The following is a 20,727-nucleotide window of genomic DNA, read 5'->3' as shown; positions in this document are numbered from 1 at the left end:
CCGCCTCGGTGCTGTTCGGGCTGTTCTGGTTGTAGTTGACCAGTGAGTAACCTGCCCGCATGCGTGTGCTGATGCTGTCGTGGGAGTACCCGCCGGTCGTGGTCGGTGGGCTCGCCCGCCATGTGCACGCCCTGGCCCGTCATCTGGCCGCGGCCGGGCATGAGGTGGTCGTGCTGTGCCGGCACGCGGCGGGCACCGACGCCGGCACCCATCCCAGCAGCGACCGCGTGGTCGACGGCGTCCGGATCATCCGGGTCGCCGAGGACCCGATGCACGTCACCTTCGAGCGGGACCTCGTGGCGTGGACCCTGGCCATGGGCCACGCCATGATCCGGGCCGGGCTGCGCCTGTTGCGCACCTGGCGGCCCGAGGTGGTGCACGCGCACGACTGGCTGGTCACACATCCCTCCATCGCCTTGGCCGAAACGGCCGGGACTCCCCTGGTCGGGACTATTCACGCCACCGAAGCCGGGCGCCACTCGGGCTGGCTCTCGCATCCGCTGAACCAGCAGATCCACTCCGTGGAGTGGTGGCTGGCCAACCGATCCGATGAACTGATCACGTGCTCGGAGGCGATGCGCACGGAGGTGGCGCACCTGTTCGACGTCGCGGGCGAAAGCATCACCGTCATCCACAACGGCATCGAGCAACGCGGCTGGCAGGTGCCGGCCGGCGAAATCGACCACGCCCGGTCGCTCTACGCCCCGCACGGCGAGCCGCTGCTGCTCTATTTCGGCCGTCTGGAATGGGAAAAGGGCGTGCAGGACCTGCTCGCCGCGCTGCCCGCCATCCGGCGCGCCCACCCGGGGACCCGGCTGGTCGTCGCCGGTCAGGGCCGCCACCGCGACGAACTGGTCGAGCAGGCCCGGAAGCTGAGCATCAGCGACGCGATCTCCTTCGCCGGGCACCTGCCCGACCGCGAGTTGCGCGCCGTCCTGGCCGCCGCGGACGCCGTCGTCCTGCCCAGTCGCTACGAACCTTTCGGCATCGTCGCGCTGGAGGCGGCCGCGGCGGAGGCTCCGCTGGTGGCCTCCACGGCGGGCGGGCTGGGCGAGGTCGTCATCGACGGCGTCACCGGGCTCGCCTTCGCGCCTGGTGATGTCGAGGCCCTCACCGCCGCGGTGGACACCGTCCTGCGTGACCGTCCGGCCGCCGCACTTCGTGCCCGCACCGCGCGGGCTCGTCTCGCCGCCGACTTCGACTGGACCCGCATCGCCACCGCGACCGCCGGCGTCTACCGGCGGGCCCGCCCGAACCCGGAGTTCGAACACAGCCGCCCGAAGATCCCCACGGGCAACGCCTTCGAGCCCTGAGCCCGTGTCCAGCTTGTGCTTTCAAAGCGGCGGAGCCGCTTGCGGTGAGGCATGGCAACCGGCACCCCGCACCGCCACGCAAACCAATTCGAGACAGCCTCTAGCTAGTTGGTGGTGAGGTAGCGGGCATAGGCGCCGGTCGTGAGGAAGCTCGGCAGCTTCTCGCCGAGCGCGGTCTCCTCGAAGATCTCCCGCGCGTCGTCCAGCCGGTGGCCCTCGCCCGCATCGGCGCGGATGGCGTCGAGCTCCTGGTCGAGGAAGTCGCGAACCAGCTCAGGGGTGATCGCCGTGCCGTCCGCGAGCTTGGTGCCGTTGCGGATCCACTGCCACACCTGGCAGCGGGAGATCTCCGCGGTCGCCGCGTCCTCGACGAGGTCGAAGATGGTCACCGTGCCGGTACCGCGCAACCAAGAGTCGATATAGCGCAACGCCACGTTTATGTTGTCACGCAAGCCTTTCACGGTGATCTCGCCACCCGCGCTCGCCACGTTCAGCAGGTCTTCGGCGGCGACCTCGACGTCCTCGCGCAGCTGCCCGAACTGGTTCGGCCACCCGCCGAGCACCTTGTCGAAGACCCTTTCGCACATGCCGACCAGCGCGGGATGCGCGACCCAGGAACCGTCGAACCCGTCCGCGGCCTCGCGTTCGGCGTCCTGGCGGACCTTCGTGATCGCCTCCCGTGCCCGGTCCGCGTCCTCGCCGGGAATGAACGGGGTCATGCCGCCGATCGCATGCGCGCCCCGTTTGTGGCAGGTGCTGACCAGCAGTTCGGTGTAGGCACGCATGAACGGCACCGTCATGGACACCTGCGCCCGGTCGGGCAGCACGAAGTTCGCACCGAGCGAGCCCAGGGTCTTGATGATGCTGAAGATGTAGTCCCAGCGGCCCGCGTTCAGCCCCGACGCATGCTCTCGCAGTTCGTAGAGGATCTCCTCCATCTCGAAGGCCGCGGTGATCGTCTCGATCAGCACGGTGGCCCGGATGGTGCCGCGCGGGATGCCGAGTTCCTCCTGCGCCAACAGGAAAACGTCGTTCCACAGGCGAGCTTCGCTGTGGCTTTCCAGCTTCGGCAGGTAGAAGTACGGCCCGCTGCCCCGGGCGATCAGACGGCGCGCGTTGTGGAACAGGTACAGACCGAAGTCCACCAGGCTCGCCGAGACCGGGCGCCCATCGATGCGGAGGTGCTTTTCCACCATGTGCCAGCCGCGCGGGCAGACGGCGATGGTGGCCGGACGATCACCCAACTCGTAGTGTTTGCCCGACTCGGCGGTGAAGTCGATGTCGCGGCGGATCGCGTCGAACAGGGTGAGCTGGCCGTTGATCACGTTGCGCCAGGTCGGCGCGGTCGAGTCCTCGAAGTCCGCGAGCCACACCCGCGCACCGGAATTGAGCGCGTCGACCGCCGTCGCCCGCTCGGGCGGCGCGGTGATCTCCACCCGCCGGTCCTCCAGTCCCGGCGCGGGCGGGGCGATCTGCCACGACGGGTCGCTGCGGACCCACCGCGTGTGCGGCAGGAAGTCGAGGGTTTCCTTGCCCGACGCCAGCTTCTCGCGGCGCACCCGGCGGGCGTCGAGGAGTTCACGCCGCCGGCCGGCGAACTCGTTGTCCAGCCGGGCAATGAACTCCAGCGCGGCGGGCGTGAGGATCTCGTCGAACCGCTCCCCGGACGGGCCGGCGACGCGGATGGGCGACGTGAACGAATGCGACATGGCGAGCCTTCCGTCTTGTTCAAAACGTGAGGTGCCTCCGGCCGGCACCGGCCGGAGGCACCCGCGAGGTCAGTGGAACTGGGCCTCTTCGGTGGAGCCGGTCAGTGCGGTGGTCGAGCTGTCCGGGTTCAGCGTGGTCGAGACGAGGTCGAACCAGCCGGTGCCGACCTCGCGCTGGTGCTTGGTCGCGGTGTAGCCGCGCTCCTCCGCGGCGAACTCGCGCTGCTGCAGGTCCACGTAGGCGGTCATGCCGTCGGTGGCGTAGCCCTTGGCCAGGTCGAACATCGAGTAGTTCAGCGCGTGGAAACCGGCCAGGGTGATGAACTGGAACTTGTAGCCCATGTGGCCGAGCTCGCGCTGGAACTTCGCAATGGTCGCGTCGTCCAGGTGCTTGCGCCAGTTGAACGACGGCGAACAGTTGTAGGCCAGCATCTGGTCCGGGTACTTCGCCTTGATCGCCTCGGCGAAGGTGCGCGCGACCTCGAGGTCGGGCTCGGAGGTCTCCATCCACAGCAGGTCCGCGTACTCGGCGTAGGCCAGGCCCCGGTCGATGCACGGCTCGAGGCCGTTTCGCACCTCGTAGAAGCCCTCGGCGGTGCGTCCGCCGGTGAGGTACTTCCGATCGCGCTCGTCCACGTCGCTGGTCAGCAGGGTGGCGGCCTGCGCGTCGGTGCGGGCGACGATCAGCGACGGCACGCCCAGCACGTCCGCGGCCAGGCGGGCGGCGTTGAGCGTGCGTTCGTGTTGCTTGGTCGGGATCAGCACCTTGCCGCCGAGGTGGCCGCACTTCTTCTCCGAGGCGAGCTGGTCTTCCCAGTGCACGCCCGCGGCGCCCGCCGCGATCATCGCCTTCATCAGCTCGAACGCGTTGAGCGGGCCGCCGAAGCCGGCCTCGGCGTCGGCCACGATCGGGGCGTACCAGTCGATGTCGGTGACACCCTCCGCCCAGGCGATCTGGTCGGCGCGGCCCAGCGCGTTGTTGATGCGGCGGACCACCGCCGGCACCGAGTTGGCGGGATACAGGCTCTGATCCGGGTAGGTCTGCCCGGCCAGGTTCGCGTCCGCGGCCACCTGCCAGCCGGACAGGTAGATCGCCTTGAGGCCGGCGCGAACCTGCTGCACGGCCTGGTTGCCGGTGAGCGCGCCGAGCGAGTGGACGTAGTCCTCGGTCTGCAGCAGCCGCCACAGCCGTTCCGCGCCTCGACGGGCGAGGGTGTGCTCCTCGACGACGCTGCCGCGCAGCTTGATCACATCGGCCGCGCTGTAGGAACGCTTGACGCCCCGCCACCGGGGGTCGTTCGCCCACTGCTTGGCCAGTTCCGCGGCGGCCCGCCCGAACTCCTCAGTCATCAGACTTTTCCCACCTTTGCGAATGTTGCGATGAACCCGACCTCTCGCCTTTGACCATGACATGCGCTGCAAGAGCGCCGCTACGTCGCCAATTTGCCAATTTCTGCGAATTTTCCCTAGGATGTTTGTAAAAGTTGCGAAGAGCAGGTTCGCAAGGCTGTCACTTAACCGTTTTCTTGATCGGTAAGGTCCGGAAAAACTGCGGAGGGAGCCCCCGTGGAGAAGACTTTTGCCGGTGCCAAGCTCCGGCACCTGCGCGAGAGCCGGGCGATGAGCCAGGCCGACCTGGCGCGCCTGCTCGAGATCTCGCCCAGCTACCTCAACCAGATCGAGCGCAACTCGCGGCCGCTGACCGTGCCCGTCCTGCTCCGGATCACCGAGGCCTTCGGCGTGGACACCGAGTTCTTCGCCAGCAACGACACCTCTCGCCTGGTCGCCGACGTCCGCGAGGTCCTGATGGACGAGGCGATCGGCGTCACGGTGACCAAGAGCGACCTGACCGACCTGGCCACCAATCTGCCCTCGATCGCGCAGGCGCTGGTCCGGCTGCACCGCAACTACCGCAACGCGGTGGAGACGACCGCGGCGCTGGTCACCGAGAACGGCATGGGCCTGCACGGCAGCGCCGCCGCACCGCTGCCGCACGAAGAGGTCCGCGACTTCTTCTACGCGCGCGAAAACTATGTCGGCGAACTCGACGAGCGTGCCGAGCGGATGGCCGAGGAGATGGGCCTGCGCCGCGGCGACGTGCACCGGGTCCTGCACGACCGGCTGACCGACCACTACGGCGTGCAGATCACCACCGAAGGCATCGACGAGAGAACCGGCGAGAAGCACCGCTACGAGCCCGCGGCCCGCGTGCTGCGGCTCGGGCCGAGCCTGCGGATCGGGCAGCGCGCGTTCCGCATGGCCTCACAGATCGCGCTGCTCGAATATGACGATCTGATCGACGAACTCGCCGACTCGTGGGCGTTCTCCGGACCGGCGGCGCGGTCGCTGGGCCGGGTCGGGCTGGCCAACTACTTCGCGGGCGCGCTGATCCTGCCCTACGGCCCGTTCCTGTCCACCGCGGAGCGCTACCGGTACGACATCGAGCGACTGTGCGACCACTTCGGGGTCGGCTTCGAGACCGTCTGCCACCGGCTGTCCACGTTGCAACGGCCCAAGATGCGCGGTGTGCCGTTCTCCTTCGTCCGGGTCGACCGGGCCGGGAACATGTCGAAACGGCAGTCGGCGGCCGGGTTCCACTTCTCCCGCGTCGGCGGCGCGTGTCCACTGTGGAACATCTACGAGGCGTTCACCTCACCCGGCAAGGTGGTCACGCAGATCGCCACCCTGCCCGACGGCAAGAGCTACTTCTGGGTCGCCCGGACCGTCGCGCGCAACATCGGCGGCTACGGCAGCCCGGGCAAGATGTTCAGCGTGGGGCTGGGTTGCGAACTGCGGCACGCGCACCGGCTCGTCTACTCGACCGGGCTCGACCTCGACGACCGGGAGGCGGCCACGCCGATCGGCATGGGCTGCAAGGTGTGCGAACGCCCGGCCTGCCCGCAGCGGGCGTTCCCCACGATCGGCAAGCAGCTCACGGTCGACGAGAACACCAGCACCTTCGTGCCCTATCCCGCCGTGCCGAAGAACTGAACCGGCAGCGTCGCGCAACGCGAGTCCCCCGTTCCGGTAGCGCGAGTCCCACACTCCCGTAACGCGAGTCCCACACTCCGGTCGACCCGAACGTGGGACGCGCACGACAGAACGCGGAACTCGCGCAACCCGAACGTGGAACTCGCGCTACGGGAACGTGGGACACGCACGACAGGAACGTGGAACTCGCGCTACGGGAACGTGGGACACGCACGACAGGAACGTGGGACACGCGCTACGGGAACGGGGGACACGCACGACAGGAACGTGGGACACGCACGACAGGAACGTGGGACACGCGCTACGGGAACGGGGGACACGCACGACGGGAACGGGGGACACGCACGACGGGAAGGTGGGACACGCGCGGGCGGGGCGGGTTCTAGGCTGGCGGCGTGGCAACGAAATTCCAGCTGCTCACCGTGTGCGGCAGCACGCGGTCCGGCTCGACGAACGCGGCAGTGCTGCGCACGGTCGCGGCGGTCGCGCCGGAGGGCGTCCGTCGTGGTCGACGGCTACGACGGCCTGACCGATCTCCCGCACTTCGACCCCGACCGCGACCGGGACCGGAGGTACATCAGCACGGCCGTGTGGTAGACGACGAGCGTGGCCTCCGGCGGCGCCTGCGCGGCCAGCGCCGGCAGGTCGGTGCGAAGATCACCCTGGACCACGCGTGGCGGGTCCGCGCGGGCGATTTCCAGGGCGGCTCGCAGCCGCGGGCGGCGGTCCCCCTCGCCGGGCCAGATCAGCGCTTCGAGCCAGGCGCAGTCGTCCGGATCGGACACGTCGAGCGGATTGAGGTCGAGCCCGGCGCGCCAGACGACCTCGGGTAACCGGTCCGGGCATGGGGTGGCCGCGTTGGCCTGGCAGGAAAACGTCGGGTTCCCGGGGATCACGTGGGAGCCGTAGTCGTAGCCGTATTTCTCGGGCAGAAGGCACAGTCCCGCCGAGGCGCCGACCTCGATCAACGCAACAGGTTGCGGTAGCGCGGCCAGCACCGGGAGGAAGGCGGCGCAGCGCGCAGGTTCGTTGGTCTGCGTGCTGCGCCGCCTCATCACGTCGCGGATTTCCGCGGCCCGCTCGGCGAACACGGCCGCGAAGCGCGGCCAGCCCCCGATCGGGCCGTCGAGGTACTGCACCGCTCCGAAGAACAAGTTCGGCTGCCGCTTCGATGGCGGCAACTCGGCCAGGAACTCGATCATCCGTGGGTCTTCCGCCACTTTCGCGGCGATCTCCACGTACACCGGTGATCTTCCCCGGGCCTCGTACCGGGCGAACCGGCGGTAAACCCGGGCGATCCGTTCCTTCGTGCCCTCGTCGGCCATGGCTCAAGCATCCTGGCCACGACCCGGTCGCGGCCAGAATGTCACCAGGCTCACAGGGCCGGCTCAGGCAGTGGCGGCCGCGGGCCGGGTGTCGGCCTGTCGCCGTACTTCGGGCAGGAAGAAGGTACCGACGGCGCAAATCAGGCAGAGAACTCCACTGTAGACACAGACAAGCCAGGGCTGGCCCGCGCCGGCGTCGGTGAGCGCGGCGGCAACGAACGGGATCGTGCCACCGACCACAGCGCCGGTGATCTCGCGGCTGAACGTGACCGCGGTGTAGCGGACCCGGACGTCGAACAACCCCGACAGCATGCCCGCCTGGGACGCGAGCGTCATGTCACAGCAGAGGGTGAAGATCATCACGAGGCCGGCCCAGACCACGACCGGCGTACCGGTGTCGAGCATCCAGAAGAACGGGTAGACGAGGATCGTGCCGGCGACGGAGCCGATGATCATCACGCGCCGGCCGCCGATGCGGTCGGTGAGCCAGCCCGCGGTCGGGATGGTCACGAGTTTGCACAGGTTGGCGATGATGATGCCGACGAGCCCGATCCACGCCGGCGCACCGACGGTCTTCGACAGGTAGGTGAGCGCGTAGACCGAGGGCAGGTAGCTGAGCACGTTGGGCGCGATGCTCATGAGCATCGCGAGCGGAACCCGTCGCCCGCTGAGCCGGAGCATCTCGGTGAACCGGCCGCGGACCACGCCCCGCTCCCGGACCGCCTCCGAGAACTCCGGGCTGTCCTCGACCTTACGCCGGATGATGAAGCCGGCCGCGGCCAGGACGACGCTCAGCAGGAACGGCACCCGCCAGCCCCAGGAGAGGAACGCGCTCTCGGAGAGCAGGCCCTGGAAGAGGAAGAAGATCGCGGTTGCGATGACCGACCCGACGGCGTTGCCCACGCTGGGGATCGAGGCGTTGAGGCCGCGGAAGCGTTTGTGGGCGTGTTCGGCCGACAGAAGCATGGCGCCGGCGTACTCGCCACCCGCGCCGAGGCCCTGGAACACCCGAAGCACCACGAGCAGCACCGGGGCGAGGACGCCGACCTGGTTGTACGTCGGCAGGCAGCCGATGAGGACCGACGACGCCGCCATGAGCAGCAGCGTCACGAACAACATCTGGCGACGTCCGAAGCGATCGCCCAACAGGCCGATGATGACACCGCCGACCGGGCGGGCGAAGAACCCGACCGCGAAGGTCGCCAATGAGGCGAGGGTCGCGACTGTGTCGTTGCCACTGGGGAAGAACACCTTCGACAGGACGAGCGCTGACGCGGTGCCATAGAGAGAGAAGTCGTACCACTCGAGCGCGGTGCCGACGGTGGAAGCGAGGGTGGGCCGGGTGAGCCCGCGAGTTCGCGTCATTGCTGAACCTTCCGTCGATGAACGACCGCGACCATAACGAGGCTACTTGTCAAAAATCAAGCTTCTTGTACTTCCTTCACGTTATTTGTAACGTTAAGAGCATGACGCTCTCACCATCCCGCTCAGATCGCGATCTCGGGGATCAACTGCGCGACGCCCTGCGAAGCACCGACCCCGCACTGTCCCGGTTCAACCCGCTGCGCCGGATCCTCGCCCACGACGACTTCAACTCCGGCCTGCACGGCTGGGTGGAACTCGGCGGGAACTACAACGGGCGGGGCGACTACGAGTCCCTCGACCGCCACTTCCGGGACTTCCGCCCGCCGCAACTGTCCTCTTGCGACTTCTTCGACGTCGGCACCCATGGCGCGATGTCGGGCACCTACGCGCTCAAGCTCGCGACCCGCCCCTACCCCGGTCACACCGCGACAGCGATCCGCCGGCTGACCATGAGCGGCCGCGGCCTGCTGCAGATCGAGGCGTACCTCGCCTACAAGGCCGAGGCCACGGTCGGCCCCGATGCCGCCAACGAGTTCGGCGACATGACCTGGGACGGCAACAAACACCCGTCCGAAGCCGAGTTCGGCGCCTTCACGGTCGCGACCGACCTCTGCGGCGACGGCGGCCTGCGCTACCACACGGTGGCGCGGTACCAGAACGCCGACGCCGAGGGCCGGATGCTGCGTCAGTGGATGTACCCGGTCGTGCCGGAACCGACCCCGCGGGAGCACTACGAAGGCAAGGTCGACTACCCCTACGCCGCCGACTTCACCGCCCCGAACCCGGAAGACTGGCGGGTCTACGGCGAACCGCAAGAGCTGTGCATGAACGAGGTGCCGACGAAGGTCAACTGGCACTACCTGCGCTGGGTGATCGACACCGACGCCCGCCGCAACGTCGAACTCCAGCTCAACGACCAGACGATGGACTGGTCGCACGTGCCGGTGCCGCCGTATGAGGAGCGGTACGGCTCGCTGGAGAACCTGCTCAACTTCTACTTCTCCGTGCGCACGCTCAGCGGGCGACGCAACTTCCTCTACCTCGACTCCGTTGTGATCTCGGCAGATTGGTGACCGGCATGCGTGAATCCCAGACCGCCGTCCTCGAACGTGGCATCCGCCTGGAGGACGAGTTCGCGACCGAACCCTTCGAGGTCGCCTGGGCCGGCGAGGCCCGCTGGTTCGTCCAGTTCCTCGAACCGTGCGACGACGCGACTGTCACGCTGACCACCCAGGTTTCCGCCGATGGCCTCGCCTGGGTCGATCACGAGTCGCCCGCCGTCAAGGCAGAGGCGAGCGGGGTGATCACCGTTGGAGTCCGCGACTTCGGCCACTGGCTACGACTGGTGGTGCAGCGCTCCGGCGGCTCGACCGCTCCACTCACGCGGGTCTACCTCGCACTCAAGGAGTGAGACTGTCTTGAAATGGCTTGTGTGGCGGTGCGGGTAGCGGGACCCGGCCGCCCACAGCACGGCTAAATCTTCTCCGGCGGGTGGTGGATAGAGTGATGGGATCTTGGAAGGAGTCCGAGGCGAGCACGATGGATCACGATGCGACGAAGCACCCTGAGTGACCTCGCCGAGAACCTCGGCCTGTCGGTCAACACAGTCTCCCGGGCCTTGCGGGGAAAGGACGGCGTGAGTACCCGCACTCGCGAGCTCGTCCTCGAGGAGGCCGTGCGGATCGGGTATGTCACGGCCGGCGCGTCCCGGCCCGTCCCGGCCCCCGCCGCGGAAAGCCGCACGAGGTCACGGACGATCGGGCTGACGATTCCTTCCTCCACCCACATGTTCGCCTCCGAGCTGATCGGGGCGATCGAGGCCGGCGCTCGGGCGGCCGGCTACTCGCTCGATCTCTTCAGCACGGAGGAGAGCGAGAGCCAGGAGTCGGACATCGCGGCCCAGATCGTCGACAGCGGCCTCGCCGGCGCCGTCGTCATCCCCGTGCAGGGAGAGCGTGAGCCGTGGGCGAGCGTGCGCGCCGAAGGCATTCCCGTCGTCGCCGTCTCACGCGAGATCGACCACCTCGGCGGTGACTTCGTCGGAGTGGACAGCGAGGCCGGTGAATACGCCGCGGTCCGGCACCTGCTCAGCCGCGGCGCCCGGTCCTTCGTCAGCTTCGAGGAAGACCTGGCGATCAGCACCATCGCCAACCGGCAACGCGGATTCGTTCGTGCCCTCGGCGAGGTCGAGGGCACGAAATCCCGCACGGTCCCGGTGCCGACACGGCGGTTCGAGACCGGAGAGTCCGACTGGCGCCCGGAGGAGGCCTACCGTGCCTGCCTCGAGTTCCTGGAGACGGGCATCGCGTTCGACGCCGTCACGGTCGGGGACGACTACTTCGCGCTCGGCGTCGTCCGGGCTCTGGCCGAGCGGGACATCCGCGTTCCCGAGGACGTACGCGTGGTGGGTTACGGGGACCACCCGTATTCCGCGTGGATGCGTCCCTCACTCTCCTCGATCCGGCTGCCGACCCGGCTGATCGGCGAGCTTGCCGTCGCGCTCGTGCTGCAGCGGGTCGCCGGAGAAGTGAGCCCGCCGGTCCGGCGGCTGATCAAGCCCGAACTCGTCGTGCGCGAGTCGAGCGGGCCGCGCCCCCTCTCGGGTGCCTGACCGCTTCGCCGCCGGCTCAGGAGTCCTCGAGCAGCTTCTGCAGCGCCTTGTCCGCCTTGCGGGCCATGTCCCGGACCGCCTCGCGTCGTTCGGCGTCCGCCTCGTAGTCGGCGCGCCGGTCACGGACGACGCGGGCCGGGGAGCCCACGGCGATCGAGTAGTCGGGAATGTCACCGCGCACCACCGCGTGCGCGCCGAGCACGCAGCCCCGGCCGATGCGGGTGCCGCGCAGCACCGACACCTTCGTACCGATCCAGGTGTCCGGCCCGATCCGCACCGGCGACTTGACGATCCCCTGGTCCTTGATGGGCTGCGTGATGTCGGTGGTGACGTGGTCGAAGTCGCAGATGTAGACCCAGTCGGCGACCAGGGCCGCCTTGCCGAACTCTATGTCGAGATAACAGTTGACCACGTTCTGGCGGCCGAACACCGCCTTGTCGCCGATCCGCAGCGACCCCTCGTGACAACGGATGGCGTTGCCGTCACCGATGTGCACCCATCGCCCGATCTCCATCCGGCCATACCCCGGCCGGCTGTGGATCTCCACGTTCTTGCCGAGGAAGACCATGCCGCGCAGGATGATGTGCGGGTTGGCCAGCCGGAACTTCAACAGCCGCCAGTACCGCACGAGGTACCACGGGGTGTACGCGTGGTTACGCAGCACCCAGCGCAGTGAGTCGATGGTCAGAAACCGCGCCTGACGGGGATCGCGACGCGCCCGCCACCAGCCCCGCGCCCGGGAAAACACGGGCGCGCCCCACATCGATGTCATGGCTCGAGGTTAGAGTGCGGTTTGAACGTGGTGCGGTCCGAGGTGACCGCGGTCGGAGGGAGATGCTGTCCGGTGGGCCAGAAGCTGATCATCGACACCGACCCGGGTGTGGACGACGCGTTCGCGATCGCGCTGGCGGCACTGAGCGAGGACGTGGAGCTCCTCGGCGTGACAACGGTTTTCGGCAACGTGTCGCTGCCGGACACGACCCGCAACGCGCTGCGCCTGCTCGCCCTGTGCGGGCGTTCCGACGTGCCCGTCGGCGCGGGTGCCGACCGTCCGCTGGTGCACCCGCAGCGAAGCCGCGCCACGCGGATCCACGGCGCGGACGGACTCTCCGGACGCTCGTCGATGCTGCCGGAGCCCACGCGGGAAGCGCACCGGTCAGGCGCGGTGAACCTGCTGGCCGAGCTGCTCGAGACCGCGGACGAGCCGGTCACCATCGCCGCGATCGGACCGTTGACCAACATCGCGCTGCTGCTCGCCACGCACCCCGGCGCCCGCGAACACATCGACCGGATCGTGATCATGGGCGGCGGGCTGAACGGCGGGAACAGCACGCCGGTGGCCGAATTCAACATCTGGAGCGACCCCGAGGCCGCCCGGCGCGTGCTGGTCGAGGAGGACGTGCCGTGCGTCCTGGTGCCGCTGGACCTGACGCTGCGCTGCGCGGTGGATTCCGCGTGGCTGGCCAAGCTCGCCGCGGCCGGCGCGGTCGGCTCCGCCCTTACCGCGCTGACCCCGGACTACGTCGCCTCCTATCGGAAAGTGCTGGGCTTCGATGGGATGGCCATGCACGACGCGGTCGCCGTCGCGGAGGCGATCCGGCCCGGCATCCTGCGCACGGAGCCGTTCCCGATCGAGATCGACTGCACCTCGGGGCCCGGACGCGGCGCGACGCTGGTGGACCGCCGGCCCGGCCTGGCGCGCGACGAAGCCGAAGGACCAGTACCGGCAGGCACCGTCCACGTCGCCGTCGACACGGACCTGGACGGGCTGCGGGCTTTCGTGCTCGACCGACTCTCCCTGCCCTGACCCGCTCCCCCCGCTCCCCCGCCCTGACGTGCTCGACCGGCCCTCCCTGCCCTCACGTCCTCGACCGGCGCTCACTGCCCTCACCAGCCGCGCCGAACCGCCGATCCAGTAAGCGCTTTCCAACCCGTGTCCCCGCCTCCAGCCCCCGAGTTCCGGGCTCAGGCACCCGAGTTCCGGGCTCAGGCACGCGAGTTCCGGGCTCAGGCACGCGAGTTCCGGGTTCCAGCAGCTGTGTCCCCGGCCCAGGCACCCGAGTTCCGGGTTCCAGCAGCCGAGTTCCGGGCTCAGGCACCCGAGTTCTGAGTTCCGGCGCCCGAGTTACACACCTTTCGTCGGTATCACCCGGCGGGGACGACGCTGGGACGCGCCAAAGCCGGAACTCACCGCTCCGAACGGGGAACTCGGGCACCCGAACCGGGAACTCATACGCCTGAAGCGGGGACACACGCGTCTTGAACCGCGAACTCAGGCGCCTGAAGCGGGAACTCGGGCGCCTAAAGCGGGAACTCCGGCGCCTGAAGCGGGGACACGGCGTCCTGGGGCGGGGACACGCGTGACGGAAACGGGGACACGCCGGGCGTAACGTGCCTTGACATGACACGGGTCGGGCAACCGGTACACCGGATCACCGGAGTGTCCCTTGTGGATGGCACGGTCGCGGACGTCACGGTGGAGAACGGCATCGTGACAGCCGTGGACCCGGCTACCGCATCCGTGGACCCGACCGACGCACCTGTGGGCCCTGCTACCGCACCTGTGGGCCCGGCGAGCGCGGGCGTGGATCCCGCGGGCGCGGCCGGGGAGGCGGGTGGGGACGGAGACCTTTCGCTGCCCGGGTGGCTGCTGCTCAGCGCCACCACCGAGCCGCACGCCCACCTGGACAAGGCGTTCAGCTGGCGAGGGTGCGAGCAGACCTACGGCGACCTGCGTGCCGCCATCGCGAGCTGGTGTGCCTACGCGGAGACGGTGACCGGCGAGGACGTCTACCGCCGGGCCCGGCGCGCCCTCAGCGCTTACCTGGCCAACGGCTGCACGACGGTCCGCACGCACGCCGACATCCTGCCCGGCCCGGAGCCGTTGCGCGGCATCGAAGCGATGACCCGGCTCCGGGACGAGGTCCGCGAGCTGATGGACGTGCAGGTCGCGGTGCTCATCCCCGAAGGCACCCCGGAACCACTCATCGCCGGCGCGATCGCGCTCGGGGTGGACGTGCTCGGCGGATGCCCGCACCTGTGCGCGGATCCGGTCGCGGAGACGACCTGCCTGCTCGATCTCGCCGAACGCTTCGGCCTCCCGGTCGACCTGCACACCGACGAGCAACTCGGCACCGATGTGCTGTCCATCCGGGAGCTGTGCCGCCAGGTTCGCGCCCGCGGCCTGCGGCAACGGGTGATCGCGAGCCACTGCGTCAGCCTGGGCTCGCTCGAACCCGAACAGCTCGCCGATGTCATCGCCGAGGTTCGGGCGGCCGGAATCGGCATCGTGAGCCTGCCGATCACCAACCTCTACCTGCAGGGCCGCGAGCACGCCCGGTTCCGGCCCCGCGGCCTTCCCGCGTTGCGGGCTCTGCTGGACGCCGGGGTCGACGTGGCGGCCGGCGGCGACAACCTGCGCGACCCGTTCAACCCGATGGGCCGCGCGGACCCGTTCGAGACGGCGTCCCTGCTGATCACCGCCGGGCACCTGGACGCGGCGTCGGCGCTGGCCACGGTCACCGACGGCGGACGGACCGCGCTGGGCCTGCCGCAGGGCGGGCCTGCCGTCGGCGCGTGCGCGAACTTCGTAGCGGTGCGGGCGGATTCGCTCACCGACGCGCTGGCCGGTCCCGGCGACGCCCGCATCGTCGTCCACAACGGACGGTTGGTGAGCAGAACCGTCGTGGACCGGCAAACCGCCCTGACCACATCCGTCGCGAGGCCGCGGTGAGAACGAAGGTCGAGACCGGGGGCGCGGGACCCCGTCCAGAGTGACCGCGAGCCGTGTCGACAAATCGCCGGTTAGCGAGACCCCACAATTTTCGGCCGCGGCAGGTGGCGAGTCCCGCCGTTTCCGTACCGGGCAGTAGTGGACAAGGTTAGGAGTTGGCGCCCCTACGTCGAGGGGCGCCATGCCCTGCTGTGTCCGTTGTTGTTTGGAGGCTTAGTCGGTGTTCAGCCGCATCGCCATAGTCAACCGCGGAGAGGCCGCCATGCGGCTGATCCACGCCGTCCGCGAGCTCAACGCCGAGACCGGGGCTTCGCCTGTCGAGACCATCGCGCTCTACACGGAGGCCGAGCGAACGGCGACCTTCGTCCGGGAAGCCGACCACGGCTACTGCTTGGGGCCCGCCTCCGCCCGCCCGTACCTGGACCACGCCGTCCTGGAACGCGCGCTGCTGGAGACCGGGGCGGACGCGGCCTGGGTGGGCTGGGGATTCGTCGCCGAAGACCCGGCCTTCGCCGAACTCTGCGAGAAGATCGGAGTCACCTTCATCGGTCCCAGCGCCGAGGCCATGCGCAAGCTCGGCGACAAGATCGGCGCGAAGCTGATCGCCGAGGAGGTCGGCGTGCCGGTGGCGCCGTGGAGCCGTGGTCCCGTCGAGAGCCTCGACGCGGCGCTGGCCGCCGCCGAGCGGATCGGCTACCCGCTCATGCTCAAGGCCACCGCGGGTGGCGGCGGGCGCGGCATCCGCGTGGTCCGCGACGCCTCCGAGCTCACCGACGCCTACGAGCGGACCAGCCTCGAAGCCGAACGTGCCTTCGGCAGCGGCGTCGTGTTCCTGGAACGCCTGGTCACGGGGGCCCGGCACGTCGAGGTGCAGGTGATCGCCGACGGGCAGGGCACCGCCTGGGCGCTGGGCGTGCGCGACTGCTCGGTGCAGCGCCGCAACCAGAAGATCATCGAGGAGTCCTCCTCCCCGGTCCTGGCCGCCGAGCAGGCGGCCGAGCTCAAGGCCGCGGCGGAACGTCTCGCGCTGGCCGTGGGCTACCGAGGCGCGGGCACCGTCGAGTTCCTCTACCACCCCGGCGAGCGGATGTTCGCCTTCCTGGAGGTCAACACGCGCCTGCAGGTCGAGCACCCGATCACCGAGGCGACCACGGACTTCGACCTGGTCAAGGCGCAACTTCAGGTGGCATCCGGCGGCCGGTTGAGCGGCGCCGCGCCGGCCGAAGCCGGCCACGCGATCGAGGCGCGGCTCAACGCCGAGGACCCCGATCGCGACTTCGCGCCGGCGCCCGGCCGGATCGTCCGGCTCGACCTGCCCAGCGGCCCGGGCATCCGGGTGGACACCGGGGTCGGCGAAGGCGACACGATTCCGGCCGACTTCGACTCGATGATCGCCAAGATCATCGCCTACGGCCGCACCCGCGACGAGGCACTGGGCCGCCTGCGCCGAGCAATCGCCGAGACGACTGTGATCATCGAGGGTGGCGCCACCAACAAGAGCTTCGTGCTCGACCTGCTCGACCAGCCCGAGGTGATCGACGCCAGCGCCGACACCGGCTGGATCGACCGGGTGCGCGCCGACGGCCGTCTGGTGGCCAGCAAGAACTCCGGCATCGCGCTCGCCGCCGCCGCGATCGAGGCGTACCAGGACGAGGAACTCGTCGAACGCCAGCACCTGCTGTCCACCGCGCACGGCGGGCGGCCGCAGGTCCAGCACGACGGGGCCCGCACCATCGACCTCAAGCTGCGGGGTGCCGGTCACCGCGTGACGGTCGCGCAGGTCGGGCCGCGCCGGTTCCGGGTGGGCATCGGCGACGCCCCGACCGTGGACGCCGAGATCGAGCGGTTCGACGACCACACCGGCCGGATCGCCGTGAACGGCAACCGGTTCCGGCTGGTCACCGCGACCCACGGGCCGATCCACCTGGTCGAGGTGGACGGGGTGACCCACCGGGTGAGCCGCGACGAGGGCGGCGTGGTGCGCTCCCCCGCCCCGGCGCTGGTGGTCGCGACCCCGGCTGAACCCGGTGCGGAAGTCGAGGCCGGCGCACCCGTGCTGGTGCTGGAAAGCATGAAGATGGAGACGGTGCTGCGCGCGCCCTTCCCGGCACGGCTCCGCGAATGCCTGGTCTCGGTGGGCAGCCAGGTCGAGACGGGGGCGCCGCTGCTGCGACTGGAACCACTCGGCGAAGGTGCCGGGGAGGCCACCGCCGGCCCGGCCTCCTCCGGCGCCGATCTCGAACTCCCGCCGGAGCCGAGCCTGTCGGCCGAGGCGCGGGTCGCCCGCGGCATCGCCGACCTGCGCAGCCTCCTGCTCGGCTACGACGTCGACCCCCACGACGAGCGCCGGGTGCTGTCGGGTTACCTCGCCGCGCGGGCCGAGCTGGCGCACCGCCCGCTCGAGGAGGAGGTCGAGCTGCTGGGCGTGTTCGCCGACCTGTGTGAGCTGAGCCGTAACAAACCGGTCGGCGAGGAGCACAAGGCGGACACCCGCGTACACAGCCCGCGCGAGTATTTCCACGCCTACCTGCAAAGCCTCGATGTCGAGCGGGCCGGGCTGTCCGAGACCTTCTCCAACCGGCTGGCCCGCGTGCTCGGCCATTACGGCGTCGAAGACTTCGAGCGCACGCCGGCCCTGGAAGAGGCGGTCTTCCGGATCTTCCTCGCGCAGCTGCGAGCCTCCTCCGACGTCGTGATCGCCACGACCCTGCTCCAGCGGTGGCTCACCGAGCCGCCGCCCGGCTACGGCCTGCGCGAGGTGGTCGGCCAGATGCTGGAGCACCTGATCCTGGCCACCCAGCTCCGTTTCCCGGTGGTCGGCGATCTCGCCCGCAGCGTCGTGTTCCGCTGGGCCGCGCAGCCGATGCTGCGCCGCAAGCGCGCCGAGGTGTACGCGGGCGTCCGCAACCACCTGAGCTACCTCGACCGGCATCCCGGCACGCCCGACCGCGCCGACCGCATCGCGAAGATGGTCGGCTCGCCCGAACCGCTGGTCCGCCTGCTCGGCCAGCGGATGCGGCGGCCGGGCGGGGACCATGGTCCCATGCTGGAAGTGCTCAGCCGCCGCTACTACGGCAACCGCTGTGCAGGCGCGCGCTGCCACCAGGTCGACGGGCGCTCGTTCTTCACCGCCGAGTACGACCGTGGCGCCGGGGCGTTCCGGTTGGTGGCCGCGGCGACGGACTTCGCCGAGCTGCCCGAAACCCTGCGCGTCGTCGCGGAGCTGGCCGGCTCGCCGGGCTTCGTCGCCGACATCTACCTGACCTGGCACGACCAGCCGGACGTCGACGCGATGGCCGAGGCGCTGCAAGGCGTGCTCGACGCCGCCAAGCCGCCGGCCGCGCGCGTGACCATGACGGTGGCCGGGCCGCCCGGCGCGGTCATGCACCACCACTTCACGTTCCACCCGGAAAGCGGCGAGGACCGGCTCATCCGCGGCCTGCACCCGCTGATCGCGGAACGCCTGCAGTTGCATCGGCTGCGTGACTTCGACCGCACCCGGCTGCCTTCGGCGGACGAGGAGGTCCACCTTTTCAAGTGCGTCGCGCCGAACAACCCGTCCGACGAGCGGCTCGTCGCGATGGCCCAGGTGCGCGACCTGACCCCACTGCGGGACAACGAGGGCCGGATCATCGCGCTGCCCGCGCTCGAGGGCTCGCTGGAAGCGTGCCTCGACGCGATCCGCAAGGTCCAGGCGCAGCGCCCGGCGAAGAAACGGTTCGACACCAACCGGATCTTCATCTACGTGTGGCCGCCGAGCGAGCTGACCATGGACGACCTCAACGGCCTGGCTCGGCGCGTGGCGCCGACGACGGCCGGCGCCGGCATCGAGGAGGTTCAGTTCCTCGGACGACGCCGGGACAGCGCGACCGGCGAGCTGGACGACATCGCCGTGCGGATTTCCTACGACAACGGCCTTCAGCTGTCCGTGGGCGAGCCGAGCACCGAATTGATCCAGCCGCTGGACGACTACCGGCAGAAGGTGCTGCGCGCGCGGCGACGCGGCACCACCTACCCCTACGAACTGATCGACATGCTGGCCGGGCCCCGTGGCGGCTTCGTCGAACACGACCTCGACGACACCGGCGTGCTCGTCCCCGTCGAGCGGCCGAAGGGGCACAACAAGGCGGCCATCGTCGCGGGGGTGGTGAGCACCCCGACCGAGCGCTATCCCGAAGGCGTCACGCGGGTCGTGCTGCTCGGCGACCCGACCAAGTCGCTCGGCGCGCTGTCCGAGGCGGAGTGCTCGCGGGTGATCGCCGCGCTCGACCTGGCCGATCGGATGCGCCTGCCGCTGGAATGGTTCGCGCTGTCTTCGGGCGCACGGATCTCCATGGACTCCGGCACCGAGAACATGGACTGGGTGGCGGCCGCGCTCAAGCGGATCGTGCGGTTCACCCAGGACGGCGGCGAGATCAACGTCGTGGTGGCCGGGATCAACGTCGGCGCCCAGCCGTACTGGAACGCCGAGGCCACAATGCTCATGCACACCAAGGGAATCCTGGTGATGACGCCGGACTCGGCGATGGTGCTGACCGGCAAGCAGTCGCTGGACTTCTCCGGTGGCGTGTCGGCCGAGGACAACTTCGGCATCGGCGGGTACGACCGGGTGATGGGCCCCAACGGCCAGGCGCAGTACTGGGCGCCGGACCTGCACGCGGCCCGCAACGTGCTGATGGCGCACTACGACCACACCTACATCGCGCCCGGCGAGCCCGGACCGCGGCGGGCGACGACCACCGACCCGTTCGGCCGCGACATCTCCGGCTTCCCGCATGCCATACCGGACAGCGACTTCACCACGGTGGGCGACATCTTCTCGCGGGAGACCAACCCGGATCGCAAGAAGGCATTCGACATCCGCACGCTGATGCGCGCGGTCGCCGACGCCGACCACCCGGTCCTGGAGCGCTGGGCGGGCATGGCCGACGCGGAGACCTCCGTGGTCCAGGACGTGCATCTGGGCGGCTGGCCGGTGTGCCTGATCGGCATCGAGTCCCGCTCGGTGCCCCGGCGCGGCTTCCCGCCCACCGACGGGCCGGACACCTACACCGCGGGCACCCTGTTCCCGCGTTCGTCGAAGAAGACGGCGAGGGCGATCAACGCGGCGAGCGGGAACCGCCCGCTGGTGGTGCTGGCCAACCTGTCCGGCTTCGACGGCTCGCCGGAATCCATGCGTAGTCTGCAACTGGAGTACGGCGCGGAAATCGGACGGGCGATCGTGAACTTCCGCGGCCCCATCGTGTTCTGCGTGATCTCGCGGTACCACGGCGGCGCTTTCGTGGTGTTCTCCAAGGCGCTCAACCCGAACATGACGGTGCTGGCGGTGGACGGCTCGTTCGCGTCGGTCATCGGCGGCGCGCCCGCGGCAGCCGTGGTGTTCTCCGGCGACGTCAACACGCGCACCGCGAACGATCCGCGCGTGGTCGACCTCCAGGCCCGCCTTGCCAAGGCGAGCGGTGCCGAACGCGCCGCGCTGGCCACGGAGCTCGCGGAGGTCCGGGCCGCGGTGCGGGCGGAGAAGCTCGGCGAGGTGGCCGGCGAGTTCGACGCCGTGCACAGCATCCAGCGCGCCGTGCGCGTCGGCTCGGTCGACGCGATCATCCGCCCGGAGGAGCTTCGCCCGCGGATCATCGCCGAGATCGACCGGCACCTGTCCCGCTGACCCAGGTGGGGGCCG

General features: G+C 69.7%; 13 protein-coding genes. 8 read left to right on the top strand and 5 right to left on the bottom strand.

Translation table 11 applies throughout. The annotated features are described in order from the left end of the window. Window positions 1-59 precede the first annotated feature (59 nt). Window positions 60-1,313: a glycosyltransferase family 4 protein gene (locus tag A3CU_RS0135335; protein WP_027946200.1), complete on the top strand. Its 1,254-nt coding sequence runs from the start codon at window positions 60-62 to the stop codon at window positions 1,311-1,313. A 104-nt stretch (window positions 1,314-1,417) separates the two neighbouring features. On the opposite strand, the gene aceB is transcribed toward A3CU_RS0135335, so the two are convergent. Together aceB and aceA are read right to left on the bottom strand one after the other, a co-directional pair. Beyond that, window positions 1,418-3,022, bottom strand: coding sequence for a malate synthase A (gene aceB / locus A3CU_RS0135330; RefSeq protein WP_027946199.1), 1,605 nt, complete (start codon window positions 3,020-3,022; stop codon window positions 1,418-1,420). A gap of 69 nt (window positions 3,023-3,091) precedes the next feature. After that, window positions 3,092-4,372: an isocitrate lyase gene (aceA, locus tag A3CU_RS0135325; RefSeq protein ID WP_027946198.1), complete on the bottom strand. Its 1,281-nt coding sequence runs from the start codon at window positions 4,370-4,372 to the stop codon at window positions 3,092-3,094. A 216-nt stretch (window positions 4,373-4,588) separates the two neighbouring features. Here aceA and A3CU_RS0135320 point away from each other — a divergent pair, with 216 nt between their 5' ends. After that, window positions 4,589-6,013 carry a short-chain fatty acyl-CoA regulator family protein gene (locus tag A3CU_RS0135320; RefSeq protein WP_027946197.1) on the top strand — a complete coding sequence of 475 codons (1,425 nt, stop codon included), beginning with the start codon at window positions 4,589-4,591 and terminating at the stop codon, window positions 6,011-6,013. Window positions 6,014-6,528: 515 nt separating this feature from the next. Here the strand turns inward: A3CU_RS0135320 and A3CU_RS48345 are convergent. Together A3CU_RS48345 and A3CU_RS48340 are read right to left on the bottom strand one after the other, a co-directional pair. After that, window positions 6,529-7,338: a DUF2332 domain-containing protein gene (locus tag A3CU_RS48345; protein WP_052372724.1), complete on the bottom strand. Its 810-nt coding sequence runs from the start codon at window positions 7,336-7,338 to the stop codon at window positions 6,529-6,531. A gap of 63 nt (window positions 7,339-7,401) precedes the next feature. Beyond that, entirely contained in the window at window positions 7,402-8,703 is a 1,302-nt protein-coding gene (locus A3CU_RS48340) for an MFS transporter (protein WP_043843672.1), read from the bottom strand. A 101-nt stretch (window positions 8,704-8,804) separates the two neighbouring features. Here A3CU_RS48340 and A3CU_RS0135305 point away from each other — a divergent pair, with 101 nt between their 5' ends. From A3CU_RS0135305 to A3CU_RS0135295, 3 genes are all read left to right on the top strand, one after another. Beyond that, window positions 8,805-9,776 carry a DUF6772 family protein gene (locus tag A3CU_RS0135305; protein WP_052372721.1) on the top strand — a complete coding sequence of 324 codons (972 nt, stop codon included), beginning with the start codon at window positions 8,805-8,807 and terminating at the stop codon, window positions 9,774-9,776. Between the two features lie 5 nt (window positions 9,777-9,781). After that, window positions 9,782-10,114, top strand: coding sequence for a hypothetical protein (locus A3CU_RS0135300; protein ID WP_027946195.1), 333 nt, complete (start codon window positions 9,782-9,784; stop codon window positions 10,112-10,114). 138 nt (window positions 10,115-10,252) lie between these two features. Next, window positions 10,253-11,314: a LacI family DNA-binding transcriptional regulator gene (locus A3CU_RS0135295; RefSeq protein WP_027946194.1), complete on the top strand. Its 1,062-nt coding sequence runs from the start codon at window positions 10,253-10,255 to the stop codon at window positions 11,312-11,314. A 16-nt stretch (window positions 11,315-11,330) separates the two neighbouring features. Here the strand turns inward: A3CU_RS0135295 and A3CU_RS0135290 are convergent, their stop codons facing one another. Further along, on the bottom strand, window positions 11,331-12,086 hold the full coding sequence (locus A3CU_RS0135290; RefSeq protein WP_027946193.1) for an acyltransferase: 756 nt from the start codon (window positions 12,084-12,086) through the stop codon (window positions 11,331-11,333). Between the two features lie 72 nt (window positions 12,087-12,158). Here A3CU_RS0135290 and A3CU_RS0135285 point away from each other — a divergent pair, with 72 nt between their 5' ends. The 3 genes from A3CU_RS0135285 to A3CU_RS0135275 all read left to right on the top strand — a co-directional run bounded on the left by A3CU_RS0135285 (window position 12,159) and on the right by A3CU_RS0135275 (window position 20,712). Then, complete coding sequence (locus A3CU_RS0135285; RefSeq protein WP_027946192.1) at window positions 12,159-13,121, top strand: nucleoside hydrolase; 963 nt, start codon at window positions 12,159-12,161, stop codon at window positions 13,119-13,121. A gap of 594 nt (window positions 13,122-13,715) precedes the next feature. Beyond that, the gene (locus A3CU_RS48335) at window positions 13,716-15,047 is read left to right on the top strand and encodes an amidohydrolase family protein (RefSeq protein ID WP_043843670.1); all 1,332 of its coding nucleotides are present in this window, start codon (window positions 13,716-13,718) and stop codon (window positions 15,045-15,047) included. Window positions 15,048-15,267: 220 nt separating this feature from the next. Continuing rightward, entirely contained in the window at window positions 15,268-20,712 is a 5,445-nt protein-coding gene (locus A3CU_RS0135275; protein ID WP_027946191.1) for an ATP-binding protein, read from the top strand. The last annotated feature ends 15 nt before the right edge of the window (window positions 20,713-20,727 follow it).

The sequence above is a fragment of the Amycolatopsis taiwanensis DSM 45107 genome (assembly GCF_000519205.1).
Classification (GTDB): Bacteria; Actinomycetota; Actinomycetes; order Mycobacteriales; family Pseudonocardiaceae; genus Amycolatopsis_E; species Amycolatopsis_E taiwanensis.
The sequence above is the reverse complement of the archived record's forward strand: the minus strand, read 5'-3'. Positions and strand labels throughout refer to the sequence as shown.

Bases quoted from the DNA above. Each gene is read 5' to 3' on its own strand.
- A3CU_RS0135335 (WP_027946200.1), top strand. From the start codon at position 60: ATGCGTGTGCTGATGCTGTCGTGGGAGTACCCGCCGGTCGTGGTCGGT.
- aceB (WP_027946199.1), bottom strand. From the start codon at position 3,022: ATGTCGCATTCGTTCACGTCGCCCATCCGCGTCGCCGGCCCGTCCGGG.
- aceA (WP_027946198.1), bottom strand. From the start codon at position 4,372: ATGACTGAGGAGTTCGGGCGGGCCGCCGCGGAACTGGCCAAGCAGTGG.
- A3CU_RS48345 (WP_052372724.1), bottom strand. From the start codon at position 7,338: ATGGCCGACGAGGGCACGAAGGAACGGATCGCCCGGGTTTACCGCCGG.
- A3CU_RS48340 (WP_043843672.1), bottom strand. From the start codon at position 8,703: ATGACGCGAACTCGCGGGCTCACCCGGCCCACCCTCGCTTCCACCGTC.
- A3CU_RS0135305 (WP_052372721.1), top strand. From the start codon at position 8,805: ATGACGCTCTCACCATCCCGCTCAGATCGCGATCTCGGGGATCAACTG.
- A3CU_RS0135300 (WP_027946195.1), top strand. From the start codon at position 9,782: ATGCGTGAATCCCAGACCGCCGTCCTCGAACGTGGCATCCGCCTGGAG.
- A3CU_RS0135295 (WP_027946194.1), top strand. From the start codon at position 10,253: ATGCGACGAAGCACCCTGAGTGACCTCGCCGAGAACCTCGGCCTGTCG.
- A3CU_RS0135290 (WP_027946193.1), bottom strand. From the start codon at position 12,086: ATGACATCGATGTGGGGCGCGCCCGTGTTTTCCCGGGCGCGGGGCTGG.
- A3CU_RS48335 (WP_043843670.1), top strand. From the start codon at position 13,716: ATGACACGGGTCGGGCAACCGGTACACCGGATCACCGGAGTGTCCCTT.